14 protein-coding genes are annotated in these 16797 nt (G+C 53.4%); 3 read left to right on the top strand and 11 right to left on the bottom strand.

What is annotated here, in order from left to right; genetic code table 11:
* The first annotated feature begins 291 nt into the window (after window positions 1–291).
* Both IAI47_RS19415 and IAI47_RS19410 read left to right on the top strand, forming a co-directional pair.
* The gene (locus tag IAI47_RS19415) at window positions 292–2412 is read left to right on the top strand and encodes a TonB-dependent siderophore receptor (RefSeq protein ID WP_008924563.1); all 2121 of its coding nucleotides are present in this window, start codon (window positions 292–294) and stop codon (window positions 2410–2412) included.
* Window positions 2413–2446: 34 nt separating this feature from the next.
* Entirely contained in the window at window positions 2447–3541 is a 1095-nt protein-coding gene (locus IAI47_RS19410) for an ABC transporter substrate-binding protein (protein WP_143756056.1), read from the top strand.
* Here IAI47_RS19410 and IAI47_RS19405 read toward each other — a convergent pair.
* The 11 genes from IAI47_RS19405 to IAI47_RS19355 form a co-directional block, all read right to left on the bottom strand.
* Entirely contained in the window at window positions 3530–4513 is a 984-nt protein-coding gene (locus IAI47_RS19405; RefSeq protein WP_008924561.1) for an XdhC family protein, read from the bottom strand. The genes IAI47_RS19410 and IAI47_RS19405 overlap by 12 nt on opposite strands.
* Window positions 4510–5076: an NTP transferase domain-containing protein gene (locus IAI47_RS19400; RefSeq protein WP_008924560.1), complete on the bottom strand. Its 567-nt coding sequence runs from the start codon at window positions 5074–5076 to the stop codon at window positions 4510–4512. Before IAI47_RS19400 ends, IAI47_RS19405 begins: the two co-directional genes overlap by 4 nt.
* Window positions 5077–5171: 95 nt before the next feature.
* Window positions 5172–7481: a xanthine dehydrogenase family protein molybdopterin-binding subunit gene (locus tag IAI47_RS19395; protein WP_008924559.1), complete on the bottom strand. Its 2310-nt coding sequence runs from the start codon at window positions 7479–7481 to the stop codon at window positions 5172–5174.
* Window positions 7478–8470, bottom strand: a complete 993-nt coding sequence (locus IAI47_RS19390) for a xanthine dehydrogenase family protein subunit M (protein WP_003848134.1) — start codon at window positions 8468–8470, stop codon at window positions 7478–7480. Before IAI47_RS19390 ends, IAI47_RS19395 begins: the two co-directional genes overlap by 4 nt.
* Window positions 8467–8955: a (2Fe-2S)-binding protein gene (locus IAI47_RS19385; RefSeq protein WP_008924558.1), complete on the bottom strand. Its 489-nt coding sequence runs from the start codon at window positions 8953–8955 to the stop codon at window positions 8467–8469. Before IAI47_RS19385 ends, IAI47_RS19390 begins: the two co-directional genes overlap by 4 nt.
* A 674-nt stretch (window positions 8956–9629) precedes the next feature.
* Complete coding sequence (locus IAI47_RS19380) at window positions 9630–10193, bottom strand: hypothetical protein (protein WP_008924557.1); 564 nt, start codon at window positions 10191–10193, stop codon at window positions 9630–9632.
* Window positions 10194–10441: 248 nt separating this feature from the next.
* Entirely contained in the window at window positions 10442–11380 is a 939-nt protein-coding gene (locus tag IAI47_RS19375; RefSeq protein ID WP_008924556.1) for an omptin family outer membrane protease, read from the bottom strand.
* A gap of 539 nt (window positions 11381–11919) precedes the next feature.
* Window positions 11920–13170: an MFS transporter gene (locus IAI47_RS19370; RefSeq protein WP_008924555.1), complete on the bottom strand. Its 1251-nt coding sequence runs from the start codon at window positions 13168–13170 to the stop codon at window positions 11920–11922.
* Between the two features lie 415 nt (window positions 13171–13585).
* The gene (locus tag IAI47_RS19365) at window positions 13586–13843 is read right to left on the bottom strand and encodes a YdgH/BhsA/McbA-like domain containing protein (protein WP_008924554.1); all 258 of its coding nucleotides are present in this window, start codon (window positions 13841–13843) and stop codon (window positions 13586–13588) included.
* A gap of 162 nt (window positions 13844–14005) precedes the next feature.
* Window positions 14006–15322, bottom strand: a complete 1317-nt coding sequence (locus IAI47_RS19360) for an ATP-binding protein (RefSeq protein ID WP_008924553.1) — start codon at window positions 15320–15322, stop codon at window positions 14006–14008.
* Window positions 15319–16059: a response regulator gene (locus IAI47_RS19355; protein ID WP_008924552.1), complete on the bottom strand. Its 741-nt coding sequence runs from the start codon at window positions 16057–16059 to the stop codon at window positions 15319–15321. Before IAI47_RS19355 ends, IAI47_RS19360 begins: the two co-directional genes overlap by 4 nt.
* A 276-nt stretch (window positions 16060–16335) precedes the next feature.
* On the opposite strand from IAI47_RS19355, the gene IAI47_RS19350 reads away from it, so the two are divergent.
* Window positions 16336–16764, top strand: a complete 429-nt coding sequence (locus IAI47_RS19350) for a DUF305 domain-containing protein (protein WP_008924551.1) — start codon at window positions 16336–16338, stop codon at window positions 16762–16764.
* Window positions 16765–16797 lie beyond the last annotated feature (33 nt).

The following is a 16797-nucleotide window of genomic DNA, read 5'->3' as shown; positions in this document are numbered from 1 at the left end:
ATGATATAAAATCATATCTGAACTGTTTTTTTATAAAAAGTGACGCGATAAAAATGTAGTAAAAACTCTTCAAATTTTGTTTACTACTACATTACCTGATGTTTGAATGATTCTCAATTACAGATGAGAAGTGTTGTCGTCCGGGCAACGTCATGATGTCTGAACGCTGATGTGCTTCTCCTCTGCTTAAAGCGCTGCATATTGCAGACCACCTCCAGGGAAGCCCTGCATGACCGACAGCCATCAGGGCGTATTAGCTTCAGAAACTGCCAGTAACAGACACGAAAAAAAATGAAAAACAAAGACACACGATATCCGGCCCGACACCCTGCTCTGGTCATGGCGATTTTCGGCAGCATTATGCTGCCACAGGTCAGTGCAGCAACCGACAGCGCACCGGATATGACCGTGACCGCGGATGCCAGTCCAGAGGGAAATTACAGCGCCAGCGAGACCAGCGTTGCCAGCAAAATGCCCACCGCGCGACTCGATGAGGTGCAGTCGGTCAGCGTGGTCACGCAGCAGCAACTGGAGGATTTTCAGGCCAGCTCACTGGCAGATGCGATGCGCTTTGTCAGTGGCGTCTCGGAGGCGAACACGCTGGCAGGCACCGAAGATGGCTTTGTACGGCGCGGTTTTGGCAGCAACGCCGATGGGTCGATTTACCGGGATGGTATCCGCAGCAGCCAGGGTCTCAATTTTGATGCGACGACTGAAAGGGTTGAGGTGCTGAAAGGTTCCTCTTCCCTGCTGTATGGCATTCAGAATCCGGGTGGCGTTATCAATGTGGTCAGTAAAAAGCCGCAGTATAACTGGCACTCCAGCGTCACCGGACGGTATGCCAGTGAGGGTGGCGGTGCTGGCACGGTGGATGTCACCGGTCCGTTGGGCAACGGTTTTGCCTTCCGGCTAATCGCCGAAAAGCAGAATCAGGATTACTGGCGCAACTTTGGCAGTGAAGAGCACACACTACTTGCGCCATCGCTGCAGTGGTTCGGCGAGCAGGCCAGCTTTCTGATCAGCTATGCGGACTATCGCTATGATATTCCCTACGATCGCGGCACCGCGTTTATCGACGGCAAGCCGATTGATATTGGCTACAAAGATCGTCTGGATGATAAAGCTAACCATGCCTGGGGCCATAACAGAACCCTGAATGCCCATTATGACTGGCAGTTTAATGATGAGTGGCGCACCCGGTTAACGCTTGGCTGGAACCAGCGGCAATATGATAATAATGAAGTGCGCGTAACGGCGGTGAATGCCACCAGCGGCGTGGTGACACGTCGGGCCGATGCCAATCGCGGGTTTAACCACAAAACCAAATATGTAAGCTGGGATCTGATGGGCAACCCGGAAATCCTGGGGATGCAGCACGCGCTGGTGGCGGGCACCGACTATGAGATGAACCAGACTTATCGTGCTCATCAGTATCAGGGCAAGGTCAATCGCCAGTTCAATTACTTCAATCCCGACTATGACATGCTGTCGCCGGTCACAGACGCCAGCACAGAGAACACCGCTGCGGCTAATAACCTGAACCGTATCCATAGCCGGTCGCTTTACGCTAAAGACAGCATTTCACTGACACAGGACTGGATTGTGGTACTGGGTGGTCGTTATCAGCATTATGAGCAGCGTGCCTCTCGTGGCTTCAATCCGCAGATTGAAACCCTGAACGATGAGGGCAATAAGTTTCTGCCGCAGGCGGGAGTCATCTACAAACTTACCCCTGACCTCTCTTTCTACACCAGCGTCAGCAAATCTTTCACGCCTTCAACGGATGTGGATGATGAGGGTAACGTCGGCAAACCTGAGCAGGGAACCAGCTGGGAAGTGGGCAGCAAATGGCAGCTGTCGCCGAAACTCCTCGCCACCGTGGCGCTCTACCGTATCGATGAAAGGTCGATGTCGCTGAATATTAATGGCAGCACGCGAGCCATTGATAAAGCCCGTTCGACCGGTGCTGAGTTTGAGCTGAATGGCGAAATTGCGCCTGGCTGGGATTTGAGTGCGAACTACAGCTATGATCAGGCAGAAATTGTCAGTGACCGGGTTAATCCGGATAACAACGGTAACCGTCTGCAGAATGCCCCGCGTCATGCCGGTGCGCTTTACCTGAGTCATGAAATGCAGGTCAGCGGCCTGCCCGGCTCGCTGCGGCTCGGCGGCGGTGCGCGATATGTCGGCAGTCGTGCAGGCGATCCCGACAACAGCTTCACCCTGCCCGACTACGTGGTGGCTGACAGCTTCGTCGCATGGAAAAACCGCCTGTTCGGCGAAAAAACGGAGCTGCGTCTGAACATTAATAACCTGTTTAACCAGCACTATTACACCTCAAGCGGCGGCAATCTGCGCGTCCGTGAAGGCGAAACCCGCAATCTGATGGTACAGGCCCGTGTTGAATTTTAAATCACTTCGTTCTGCATTGCTGATGCTCGGCGTGATGCTGGTCAGCGCGGGCGTACACGCCCGCACGCTGACCGATATTACCGGTCGCCAGGTTACCATTCCTGACCATCCGCAGCGTATTGTGCTGGGTGAAAGCCGGATGCTCTACAGCGTTGCGCTGCTGACACCCGGCAATCCTCTGCAAAATATCGCTGGCTGGCCGCAGGATCTGAAAAAGTATGATCCTCAGACGTGGCAGATTTTTGCCCGCCAGTTCCCGCAGATGGACGCTATTCCGGTACTGGGCCTGGATGGCGTTAATGACATGAATCCCGAACAGGTTATCGCGCTAAAGCCTGACGTGGTCATCCTGCCACAGCTGGCACGCGGCAGTGAAAGCGGCCTGGTACTGGAGAAAATGCTCGCGGCGGCGAATATCCCGGTGGTGAAGATCGATCTGCGGGTTGATTTGCTAAAAAATACTGAGCGCAGCATCATGCTACTGGGCGAAGTACTGAATCAACCCCAGCGTGCGGCTGACTTTAATCGCTTCTACCGCAGCCACATGCAGCGCATTGCGAGTCGTCTGGCGGGTTATCACGGCCCGAAGCCATCCGTGCTGTTGCAGTTGCACCTGGGACGGCGCAGTGAATGTTGTGTCACCTCGGTAAACGGCAATCTGGGTGAGCTTCTGACGTTTGCGGGTGGCAAAAATATAGCCAGTGAGCAGATCAAAGGTGTGTTCGGGCGGCTGAGTGAGGAAAGTGTGATCGCTGCTCAGCCGGATTACTACTTTGCTACCGGCACTGGCAGCGCAGATGAAGTGGGTGCGTTAAAACTTGGCCCCGCTGTCACCGCAGCGCAGACCCGACAGAGCCTGCTGGCACTGACAGGTAAGCAGAATGCCCTGAAGCAGCTCACCGCACTGCGCGACGGTCATGCCGGTGCTATCTGGCACAACTTTTACCTCAGTCCCTGGCACGTAGTAGCAACCGAATTCTTTGCGACCACGCTCTACCCGCAGCTGTTTCATGACGTCGATCCTGAACAGACACTACGGCAGCTGTTCCGTGATTTCCTGCCAATCCCCTATTCGGGCAGCTACCTCTACAGACTGGCACCCGAAGTGAAACCGGAATCAGGCCGCTGACAGTCCGCGATTTTTTACCCGAACGATATCTGCCATCACCGACAACGCAATTTCCGCCGGCGTTTTGCTGCCGATGGGCAGACCAATGGGCGCATGGATGCGGTCCAGTTCCGTCCGATCCAGACCGGCGATCTGCTGGAGTCGCGCGCGCCGTTTCTCGCTGTTTTTCACCGAGCCCATAATACCGATATAGAACGCGGGTGTGGCAATCGCTTCCATCATCGTCAGGTCATCAATGCGCGGATCGTGGGTCAGTGCCACAATTGCCACCGCAGCGTGCGCCCCGTTCAGCTCCAGCCATCGCGCCGGATGCTGTGACACCAGCGTCACATTGTCCGCGCCGCTGAAGTGGCTCTCCAGCTCTGAGAGCATCTCCGGGCGGTGCTCACAGACCCGCACATGAAAACCCAGGATCTGCCCAAGCCGGATGCACTCATAGGCTACGGTTGAGTAGCCCGCGATCAGCAATTCCGGTATCGCGCCAACAGGCAGCAACATCTGCGCCTCGCTGGCATCCAGCTCAGGCAGCACACGATCGCTGGCGATAACTTCCCATTGTGCGCGTTCACCAGGCCGTATCATTTTTACCATCGGCTGTTGCCCGCTCAATGCGCGTTGCATTGCCGTCAGCAATGCCAGCGTAGCGTCATCAGGCGGCAAATATTCAATGGCGATCTCCAGACTACCGCCGCACGGCAAATTAACGTCAGGCCGAATTCCGCCCTCACCATAGCGCACACGCTGACTGCTGGCTCGATAAGCACCCGCCGCCAGTTGCGCCAGAAAATCCTCTTCTATGCAGCCGCCCGACAGTGAGCCGCAGTACGCTCCGGCTTCATTGACTGCCATCAGCGTGCCCGGCGCGCGCGGCGAAGAGCCATAGGTACGCAGCACCGTACAGAGCCAGACATTCAGACCTGCCTGGCAACTACTCAATGCCGCATTAATCACGCGTTGATCCAGCGTTATCATGAAAATTCCTTTATTAACTGCAGATCAGCGGGGAGATCGATATCGCACAGGCAACCGCGATCCTGAAGTGGCAGCCTGACCGCCTGTGACTTCACCATCGCCTGCGGACCGGCATCGCCCTGCAACACGCTCAGCATGGGATAGCATTGCTGCTGAAAACCGACCGGATGGCCTGGCCTGCCGTCAATCCACGGCCTGACGATCATCGCATCCCCCAGCGCGGCGCTGACGGCGCGATAGCTTTCCGCCGTGACAAATGGCATGTCGCCCAGCGCAATCAGCCAGCCGTCGTAGTCGCGGCTGGCGTGAACACCGGCAGCGATCGATTCGCCCAGTCCGCCGCTGTTACACAGCACTAAAGTTGCCTGCGTGCAGAGCGTGTGAATTGCCGATGCGTCGGGGCGCGTGACGACGAACAGGTCAAGCCCGCTGGCAGCGGCATGCTCCAGTGTATGTTGCAACACCGGTTTGCCTTCCAGATCAGCCAGAAGCTTATGCTCGCCTGCCTGCTGGCGAAAACGGCGACTCAGCCCGGCGGCCAGTACGACCAGCGCTATCCTCACTCTCTTTCTCCGCTCAGCGTGCAAAACGGGCGCAGGCTCCAGCCCACGCCCGTAAAATGACAATTCGACCGGCTGTCAGCCGGTCAGAATCAGGCTCAGATAATTTTGTCGAGCGTAATCGGCAGGTCGCGAACGCGCTTGCCCGTAGCATGGAACACCGCATTGCTGATCGCTGCTGCCACGCCGACGATACCCAGTTCACCCACGGGTTTACCGCCCATCGTAGTCGCCTCGAAATCGGGCTCGCCCACATTGATGGTGGTAATGTCAGGAATATCGCCATTGACCGGCACCAGATAATCCGCCAGGTTGTTATTGATTACCCGGCCATTACGCGGATCGATGATGCCCTCTTCCATCAGTGCCTGGCCGACACCCATGATCATGCCGCCAATCCACTGACTGCGCGCCAGTTTAGGGTTGTAGAGACGGCCGCTGTCGAGTGCCGCGACCATCCGTTTTACCCGAATCGTGCCAAAGTCTTCATCAACCCGCACTTCAACAAAATGCGCGCTCCAGCTTTGAGCAGAGAATTTTTCAGGACGGGTACCATCATTGAGGTTGCGGACCATCTTATCGCGCTCACTTTCTGACATATCATCCGGGAAGGTCCCGCCTTTCACCGTGAGACTCTCCGACGGTGCCAGGCTCGCCAGCTGCGCGAATGAGACGGCCAGGTTGCTGTGCTGAGTATGCTGCACGCCGTCGCCTTTCAGGGTGAGCTGAGAAGCCGGTGTCCCTTTCAGCGGCGACTGAGCCAGCTCGCTTGCCAGCTTCAGTAACTGGTCGCGCATGCGTTTAGCGGTGTCGTCCACTGCGGCAGTCACGTTGCCGGCCAGCTGCGAACCGCCCGCTACGCCTGTACGCGGCAACTCGGTATCTCCCAGTTGCACCTCAATGGTGCCGGAGGCCACGCCCAGAATGTCGGCAGCAGTCTGCGCCAGAATGGTATAGGTTCCGGTGCCGATATCCGCACCACCGCACTGCACCACAAATTTGCCCTGCGGCGTCAGGATGATTTTCGCTTCTGCGGGCAGCTTATTGACCGGATAGGTGCCGGAGGCCATACCCCAGCCAATCAGCTCACGCCCCTCACGCATTGAACGCGGCGTCATAATCCGCTGGTCCCAGCCAAAGGCTTCAGCCCCTTTCTGATAGGCTTCTTTCAGTCGGCGTGAACTCCACGGCAGATCGAGCTGATAATCTTTGTCTGCCCAGTTGCGCAGACGCAGTTCCAGCGGATCGATGTTCAGGGCATAAGCCATCTCATCCATCGCCACTTCCAGTCCAAAGGCGCTGGGGTTTTCGCCTGGCGCGCGCATCCATCCCGGTGTAACGGTGTTGATCGGCCTGATCTGATGTTGAGTGGAGACGTTCTCCACCGCATACATACGCGCTGTAACTTTGCTGCAGTTCTCGGCAAATTCGTCGATCAGTGACGTTTCACTGAAGCTGCGCTGGATAATCGCCTGGATTTTGCCGTCACGCGAGGCACCCAGCTCCAGCTGCTGAGAGGTAGCAGCACGTCCGCCGAGACCCGTAAAGGTCTGCGGACGGGTCAGCGACACCTTGATCGGGCGGTTAAGCGCCCGCGATGCCACACTCGCCAGCGCGACGTGGGTATAGGGCACTGGCTTTGAACCAAATCCGCCGCCGACATAAGGCGAGATGATGCGCACGTCTTCAACCTCAATGCCCAGCCACTCGGCGATCTCCACCTGTGCGCCCGCGACCCACTGGCTTGGCTCCCAGACAGTGATGCGTCCATCCTGCCACTGCGCCACACAGGCGTGCGGTTCCATTGGCATATTGTATTCGCGCGGCGTGGTGTAGCGCTGACTCAGACGCACCTCAGCCTGCTGCATCGCTGCCTGCGCATCGCCCATGTTGATATCCTGCTTCGAGACCGGTTTCGGCTCTACGCCCTCATCAGTTGCAAAAATCAGCGCGGGTGAGGTTTCATACTCAATTTCAACCAGCGAGGCGGCATAGGTCGCCTGCTCGAAGGTCTCTGCCACCACCAGACCGATATTCTGCCCGTTGTGAATAATCACATCGTCCTGAATCGGGGTGTAGGTTGACTGCGCCGCGCCCCCATCTGCAATGGCAGTAGGTTTGTTGATCTTCAGGCTGTTCAGATGGGTATAAACCGCCACCACACCCGACGCCTGCTGCGCCTTGTCGGTTGACATGCGGCTGATACGACCGCTGGCAACGGTAGACTGGATCACCACGCCATAAAGCGGATTTTCCGGCTGATGTTCAACCGCATAACGCGCTTCACCGGTGACTTTCACTTTGCCGTCGCCCCGCGTGCGAGCGGCGCCCAGCCCTTCAATCGGGTTGTCTGCAGCTGAGTTCGCCTTCACTGCATCCTGAGGCGCGTGGTCGTTTACGTCACTCATGCGATTTCTCCTGCTGCCATCAGCGCGCGTGCAATGACACGCGGCGCCAGTTTTGCTTTATAGGCGTTGTGTGCCAGCGCCTGCGCTTCCTGGGTAATCAGTTCTGCGGCCCGGAACACTGTCTCTTCATTAAACGGCTGGCCTTCCAGTGCCTGCTCCACGGACCTGACGCGCCAGGGTTTGGTCGCCACGCCGCCCAGTGCGATATGCACCTGACGCATCACGCCGTTCTCCAGCGTAAAGCCTGCGGCGGCACTGGCTGCAGCAAACTCATAGGAGCTGCGGTCGCGGACTTTAAGGTAGTGAGAGTGCCGAAGAGAGTCGGTTTGCGGCACTTCAATCGCCACAATAATTTCGTCATCACGCAGATCGTGCTCACGATCAGGCGTGTCACCTGGCAGCAGGAAGAAATCATCCATTGCGATGCGGCGGGTTTCGCCCTGCTGATTCTGCAGGACCACAATGGCGTCAAATGCCACCAGTGCGACCGCCAGATCGCCGGGATAAACCGCAATGCAACTGTCGCTGGCACCCAGAATGGCATGATTGCTGTTAACGCCATCCAGTGCGGCACAGCCAGAACCCGGATTGCGTTTGTTACAGGCAGTAAAGGTCGCCGGATCGCGGTAATAGGCGCAACGGGTACGCTGACGTAAATTGCCGCCCAGCGTCGCCATATTACGAATCTGAGGAGACGCAGCCTGCCACAGGCTGCCGTAGATTGCCGGTGCATTCTGCTCGCAGTCGTGATGATCGGCCAACTGACTCATCGTGACCAGCGCACCGGCCGTAATTTTATCGTCGTCAAACTGCAGATTTTTAAGCTCGCTTAATCCGCTGATACCAATTAACTGGGGTGGCGTGAAGACGCCACACTTCATCAGATCGAGCTGCGTGGTGCCGCCCGCCAGCAACTGACTGCCTGACTGCTGTTTAAGGGATGCGGCGTCCTGAGGCGTCTGCGCGATTTTCCAGCTGAATTCATTCATGCGGACTCCTTCGCCATCTCAGCAGCGGCCTGTTTAATCGCATCGACGATGTGCGGATAAGCCCCGCAACGGCAGAGATTGCCGCTCATATATTCACGGATCTCATCATCTGAACCGGCGTGGCCCTCTTTGATACAGGCGACAGCGGACATAATCTGGCCCGGCGTGCAGTAGCCACACTGGAAGGCATCATTTTCCATAAAGCAGCGCTGAACCGGATGCAATTCACCTTCGGTGGAGGCCAGGCCTTCAATGCTGGTGACTTCAGCGCCGTTTGCCTGCACCGCCAGCGTCAGGCAACTCAGCACCCGCTGACCATTAATCAGCACCGTGCAGGCACCGCATTGTCCCTGGTCGCACCCTTTTTTAGTACCGGTCAGGTTAAGATGCTCGCGCAGTGCATCGAGCAGGGTGACTCGCGGATCGACCTGCATCTGCTGCGACTGGCCATTGACCTGCATTGTTAGCGATATTTGTTCCGACATTGTCTGCTTCCCATTGTTGTGGGCTAAAAGATGGTTTTTATTGGTATTTTTATGACGGGAGTGAAATCGGGGAAATGGTGATAACCCTAATCTTTACACGCGTATCTCTGCTTTTAGGTTTAGCAGCTTTTTGGCGATTCGGGGAAGATCAGGGTAAAAGACAGCGTTATCTGAGGTGAAAAGAAGATCAAAGCGTTATAAAAGTTAAAACATAACGATTTCATCTCTATGATTTTATGGGCTTTAAATTCTAACTTGCTGCTATGTGTCGTTCAGAAGACTTCTGGAACTGCCTTGTTAACTTTCCCAAAAAGTTAAACACTCAGGAATTGCCTGAATCGACAATCCTGTTTAAGCCAGAATCCGCTGACGGAATATGCAACGTTGAGTATGCTACGAGATGGCCATTTTCTCGGTTCAGTGAGGCAATGAGGTGCCTGAACGCCTGGCACACACATCAGGCTCCTCTTCTGGCCCCCTGGTGGCTTAGAGTATTTGTGGTGGGATAAAATGGGTCATTACCAGTATGAAAAACGAAATGTACACGCGTCATCTCAAGGTTATCCATATTATCTGTTAAGCGTGCAGAAATGCTCTATCCTTTCGGATAGTAATACTACAGGCTGATTACTCACCATTTCGTTGACGTAAAAGAATCACAGACTTTTTTCTGATTAGCTTCCACCGATAAGATGTTGACAACGATTTCTGGCGTCCCAGTTATATTGAGGATTTTTTATAAAATCAGAAGCAATTTTGGCACGGTCTGAATTAACCGTGATGACATAATCAGCCGAAATTTCCCGGACACCATATTCAGTATCAATAAAGTAGTGTTTTCCTGGCTGCGGAATAAATGGCACCCATTGAGAGAGTAAATACGTTTCCTGATGCTTAGTTTTTTTTCCTTTTTCGTCATAATCGCTTTTAATCGTATTGAGTTGCTGAAGAGCCATAAGCCTGCCCGGTTTTACCTTGCCAGTCATAACGTGACCTGCAGAGGGTATTAAATTTGACTCCAGTTGATAGCGCTCAGTTCTGTCATAACAACTGCCTTTCTTCTCATAGACAGAAAGATAAAATGTGCCCACAAATCCTTTAGGATTTATGGCCACTACGGTCGCTGCATCTTTACCTTCGTAATTTTTATAATCGAGGGGAAGAAGCGTAGAACAACCCACCAGAATTATAGCAGGGCATATTAACACTATTCTCTTAAATTTCTTGATGGCATGCATTTATTTTATCTTCCTGATATTCAGATTCTGGACGCCTGCCGCGAGTAAAAAACTAAAGGTATTTATAAAAAAATCTACTAATCGCGCAATTAAACGTAATCGCAGACTGAGTGAGTTTAAATTTTACTCAGCCAGCTATTTTTAGCCATAAAAGCCATGCAGACAGTCTCTATATGATGGCCTTATTATCAGGACGATTAAAAAGCCCGAAAGAGCTTTTTAATCGTTTTATGGCGTGTAAAGCCGAATCAGAATCGGTATTGCAGACCCGCGGTGATTGTGTAGTTTTTATTCGAGATACCCGCGGCATCTCCACCAATTGATGCTGAATCACCGGAGAATCGGTCAATAATCTCTGTGCTGCCTTTGCCTTCTTCATATTTGCTGTAAGTAAATTCGGCAAAAATTTTGGCGTCAGGTGTCACATAATATCCTGCGTCGACTGATGCGCCGTAGTACCGGGAATTAGTCGCTTTCTCGCGAAAGGTGAGATCGCGCATGTAGTGCTCGTCGTTATCGTGTGCACGGACCCAGTCACTGAATTTAAATAATGCGTTAAATTCGAAGTCGTTAATACGATACTGGCCCGCAAGACCAACGTAAGGCATTGAAAAACGCTGGCTGTAGCCAATGCCACGTTCACCTCTCGGGAAATCACCCGTCGATGCGCCGTTATCGTAATTGTAAGAACCACCAAAGGCGGTCCAGCTGAAACGGGTTTCCTGATAACCAGCCGTCAGCCCGGCCTTGTAGTTATCGCCTTGTAACACCCAGCCCTTAACATTGAGATCGTATTCGTTGGCGTAATTAACATCCGTGCGGGGATGAGATGAATGGTCTGTCCAGGCTGACTGATTGTCATCAAGCCAGTCATAGTCATCCATATGACCGGAACCGGACGCCAGGGAAGTCCAGCCTCGCGCATTCAGCGTCAGAAATGAGTATGCATCCCAGGATAGTTCGCCTTTCAGAATAGCCACATTCTTTATTTTCCAGTCCAGTTTGCTGACTTTGCGGCCTGTTTCTGTGTCGTAAACCAACTCATGAGATTTGCCACTCAGCATCCCGGCTGACGTCGAGACAGTAAAACTTTCCGGAGAAAAATTCGGTGAAAACCGATCTGAATCTGCGCAGACTCCGCCTGACAACGTCGCCATCATCATCACTGCAACGGTACTTTTTTTCATTTTAATCCCATCTCCTTGAAGGTAATCCTTGTACAGCAGCGCCATTCTTCTCATTCAATGGCAGCTGCACTTCTATACTCACCTGTGGGGCAGAAGCCCCGAAAAAACGAAATCCTGCGCGATGGTGCATGTGAAGTCGGAGATTTGTTAACAACTCACATTATCGCTCGCAGGTTTGAACAGTTAAGGCAAATTCCTTAATCGGCATGTCATCAGGAAACATTAATTATTTTTGCCATTTCGCACTTTTCTGGCGGCCTGGGTTATGGCCAAGCTGCGGAAGCCAGGTTCATCAGGCGTTCATGCCGAAAAACGTCATTCACAATGCTGTCTCCTGACCTCCCGCCAAAAGAGTGATTAATGATCGGCCAGGCGGCTTGATTCTCAGCGTTACCGTTCAGGTTGGGACACTGCTGAAGAGCGAATCTTGATATAAAGCGCAATTAGGATTCCCTGTTTCCATGCTTCTCTTACGGCAGACTATTAAATTGCAGTAGCCTCTGAAAGCCACGTATTCCCGGCGCCCTGCTCGCCTTCTATCAGGCATCCTTAAGGCGCGCGAGCATGCGGTTTCTGTAAGCGTAGATGATTGCGCAGAGTAAAAGGCTGAGCAACGCAGTACAGATAAAAACGCCCGCCCCGGTCATCGCCAGCATTATCCCACCGATCAAGGGTCCGACAGCGATCCCTAGCGTCGACAACATTGAGGCGCCAAGATATGCACCGCGATGCTCTGGTGGTGCCAGCTGATCAAGTAAAATGTTCAGATTTGGCATCAGAATCGCTTCGCCCACACTAAAGACACTGGTCACAGTAAGCCAAAGCCATATCTCCGTTGAGCGTGTACTAAAAAAGCAGATCTGAGATAGCGCGAAAATAAACCCACCAAGAAGAATGCGCTTCGGCAGGGAAACGGTAGCCAGAAACCGCATGATGAACGTCTGGAAGACCAGAACGGTGCAGGCATTTGTCACCAGTATCAGGGTAATCAGCTTAATGGCGGCGTCGCTATTCAGTAACAGGAGATACTGCGGCAGAATAGCTTCGTAATGGATAAAAACAACACTGCATAAAATGCTGCACAGCAGCCCCGCAATATAAATGTTATCCCTCGCGATGATACCGATAACCTGATGCAGTTTAACCGTTACCCCGTCTCCATCCTGCTCCTTCACAAGTTTTCCTGCGGGGATAAACAGCAGCACATAAATGAAAAAGGGAATATAGGTAAGTCCGGTTATTAAAAAGGTGCCCTTTTGCGATGTCAGGCCAAATGCAATTCCGACCAGCGGGCCGAATACCGCTGCGACGTTGATAAGGTAATAGCGCATTTGCAGGGCAAGCGCACGACGACGACGATCCACCAGCAAATCACTCATCAGTGCGCGCAGCGGCGGATCAACCCACGCAAAGGAGACGCCGATAGTCATCAGGCCAATAATAAACAACCCCATCCCGGCGGCCTGCGCCAGAAGACTATACCCCAGCGCTGAAAACCCGCAGCCCAGCAGCAGAATAACGCGTCGCCCCAGCCTGTCTGAAATCTGCCCGCCGTACATGCCGAGCACCACCGAGAACAGCGCACTGCTGGTCATTGCCACACCAATGGCGATCGGCGACATATGATAATTCTGCGTCATGATGACGGCGATAAACGGCCATGCCATGAAATAACTAAAGCGTATAACCAGCGTAAAAAAGAGCAGTGCATGAACTGTCGCCGGAAAAGATTTCAGCGTCCGGAATAATCCTGTTTCCGTACATTCCTCAGCCGCAGGTCTGGTCGTCATAAAATATCCTTATTTTGTTTCTGTGAGTACTACGCAACGCAGTGTGCATAAAGCTTTAATACTAATAAGATTATTCTCCAGGACACGCAATCCAAATGTTAACTGATTGTTTATTTCCCCAGCTTATAGGGTAAAGGCTCCTGTTCGGAGAGCAATGTAAGGAAAAAAGTAATGCAGGGAATTAAATGCGGACATTACTGCTGGTCATGAAGGTGACCCGTTACCGAAGCCGTTCTGGTGAGCGCGTTGGCTGGCTTTAAGCGTTTAAATGTGGAGAAGAAATGAAAAACAGGGTGGCCAAAAATAGCCTGGGCGGGATTCAAAACTCATATTGCGGATAGCATTAAACGATTCGCGCAGTAAGCGCAACGCGGCGCTGATATCCACTGAATTGCGTTACTGCGCATCAACATGTTTATTTGTAAATATCAGCGGTGCCAAACAGGACGTTATTGCCTCCCGCCGCCACGATACGGTAGCTGCTTGCTCCCGCCGCCTGCGCTTTTGCTGCCAGATTGTCTTTTAATTCGGAAAGCGAAGTTGAGCCGCTGCTGTCAGAGACGCTACCGATAAGGGTCTTACCTTGTGGCATGGTGGTTTCCATTGCAGCAAAGCTGGATACAGAAACAGAGCCCAGAATTACAGCGGCCAGAATCATTTTTACGTTTTTCATATGTCACCTCAGAAAGTGGAATTCGCCAGGGGAAGCAAACGCTAAACTGTTGCTGCCCGATGTGAGAATTACACCATCGCAATGTATCGGTAACATATCGACCAGGGGTGAAAAGTGTACCGGAATTTCGCTCTTTGCCGTTATTACACACTGCGATACAAATCAGTGAAGGGTATCCGGCAATGTCACCGTCACCCGCAAACCGCCGTGTCGGCGGTTCGTCAGTGTCAGCTCACCGCTTAATGACGCCACCAGCTGCTGGGCAATGGCTAAACCCAGCCCGGTTCCACCGGTGGCCCGGTTACGCGAGTGCTCGATGCGATAAAAAGGCTGCATCACCGCATACATCTCTTCCGGTGGGATGCCGGGGCCGCGATCCAGCACCGCTATAGTGATTTGACCTGCATCCTGTTCCACCACCACTTCTGCGCTGCCCGCGAACTTCAGCGCATTATCGATCAGATTACTGAGCGTTCTGCGCAGCGCGTGCGGTCTGGTACTAAACGACCCGTGAAGTTTTCCCTGCAGCGTTACCTGCTGCCCCGTGTCCTGATAATCGCAGACCAGGCTGTCTATAAAAGCATGCGGCTGTATGCGGCACGGTTTTTCATCGCTGCTTTCACTGGTGCGCGCATAGGCCACGCCTTCGCGAATCAGCCGGGTCATCTCCTCCAGATCCTGCAGCAGTTTGCTCCTGACGTCTGTCTCACTCATCATTTCTGAACGTAGCCGGATACGGGTTATCGGCGTTTGCAGATCGTGGGAGATCGCCGCAAGAATTTGCATGCGCTCTTTGAGATAGGCACTCATTCGCTGCTGCATGGCATTAAAAGCCCGTGCCGCATTGCGCACTTCAACCGGCCCCTCTTCCGACAGGCGCACCGTTTTATTTGAATCGGGATGCAACTGTTCTGCAGCCCGTGTCAGATCTGCCAGAGGCCTGACCGCGCTGCGCACCGCAAACCAGGCGGAGCCAAACAGCAGCACAAACTGCGCAACGAGTACAATCGGTAACCAGCGGGCAAAAGGCATATTACGCGGGGCCAGATCAATGCTGAGCGGGCTGCCATCACGTAAACGCAGATGCGCCATCATCTGAGCACTGTTATCAGGATTAACGCTGAAGCTCAGGGGATAGCGCGGGCCAAGCGCCCGCGTCAATGCGCTGGCCGTGTCCTGCAGGCGTTTTGTCTTTGGCGGCTGGCCCAATGGCGTAGCGTGCATCAGATAATGATGATTACTGCGATCGAGACGTGTTGCCCATGCAGCGCGTTCACTGGCAGGAAGGCGATCGAGAATCGCAACGCTGGTGGCCACGTCATATTCCAGATTGCCCATCATCATGGCTTTGGCACTTTGCGCCCGCTCCAGCAGCAGCAGTCCCAGAGTTAATCCATTCGCCAGCAGTAACCCAAGCAGCAGGATCAGCATCAGCCGCGAGGCCAGGCGTTTAGGCCACCATTGCATCAAACGTTTCACGCGTTGGCCTCACGCAGTTCCACCGGCATCGCAAATACATAGCCCTCGCTGCGCACCGTTTTGATATAAAAAGGTTCGCGGGCATCATCGTTTAAGCGTTGACGCAAACGGCTGACCAGCAAATCAATGGAGCGCTCGAATAACTCGGCGTCTCGGCCCTGCGTCAGATTCAGCAACTGATCGCGATTAAGCACACGTTGTGGATGATCAACAAATACCCGCAGCAGGCGATACTCCGCGCCGCTGAGTGCCACCATCACGCCCTCTTTGTCCACCAGGTTACGCGACGTGGTATCCAGCACCCATTCGCCAAATGCCACAATTCGCGCCGCTTCTGAAATAACAAGATTGGGCGGCATCATGCGCGTACGGCGTAAGACGGCTTTTATTCTGGCAAGCAGTTCACGCGGGACGAACGGTTTGACCAGATAATCATCGGCGCCCATTTCGAGCCCGATGATGCGGTCAGTCTCTTCGCTTCGCGCTGTTAACATCAGCACTGGCGTGCCTTTATGTTTTCCACTGCGCAGTTCACGACAAAGCGTAAGGCCGTCATCGCCCGGCATCATCACATCCAGCACAATCAAATCAACCGGCATGTTATCGAGAAAGCTACGCATTTGCCGCCCGTCGGCAACCTCTGTCGTACGCAGACCGTTCTTTTTCAGGTATTCCGCAATCAGGCTACGAATTTCACGATCGTCATCCACGATCAAAATGTGATCGACATGTTCCACAGCGTAATCCTTATTTTCAGAGGGTGTGCAAACCGCTGTCAGCTTATCGCAGTTATATCGTTAGCGTTGCGGGCTTTGTACCGGAGTGTATCTCCCTTCCTCATCGATCCTGCGTCACCATCATGACGGGCGCGGCATTTGGCCAGAAACATTCCGTCATCCTGCTACATAAAAATACAAATCTCTTTCTCCGGGAAACAGTACCGATACAGGGCTTTGCTTTTATAGGCCAATGAAAGGCCAGTCCGGCCTTTGCTATCCGGTAAAGGGCTTGCTATGAACCGTACTCTTCGCTGTTTCCTGATTGCTAATAGCCTGCTGGTTTTGAGCCAGAGTGCAGGCGCACATGATCACCCCAGTGCCAATGCAACTGCCGTTCTTCAGGAGCAAGGCTTCTGGAAAGAAAATGAACAGGCTATGGACACCATGATGTCTCGCATGGCTATCGATCCTACCGGCAATGTTGATGAAGACTTTGTTGCCATGATGACACCGCACCATCAGGGCGCCATGGATATGGCCGTGGCTGAGTTGCGATACGGCAAAAACGAGCAGCTCAGGCGTATTGCGCAGGAGATCATTGTGACCCAGCAACAGGAGATCGTCGCGATGTATCAGGCGCTGGGTAAACCTCTGCCTCCGGCCGCACCCGCTCCCGATCAAGTCCAGCCAGATTCTGCGCCTGCGGCTCCGCAGGGAAACTAAGCCAAACCCTGTGGCCTTTGAAACAACCGACAG

It is taken from the genome of Pantoea sp. MT58 (genome assembly GCF_014495885.1).
Classification (GTDB): Bacteria; Pseudomonadota; Gammaproteobacteria; order Enterobacterales; family Enterobacteriaceae; genus Pantoea; species Pantoea eucalypti.
Note: the sequence above shows the minus strand (reverse complement) of the source record. Positions and strands in the feature narration are given on the sequence as shown.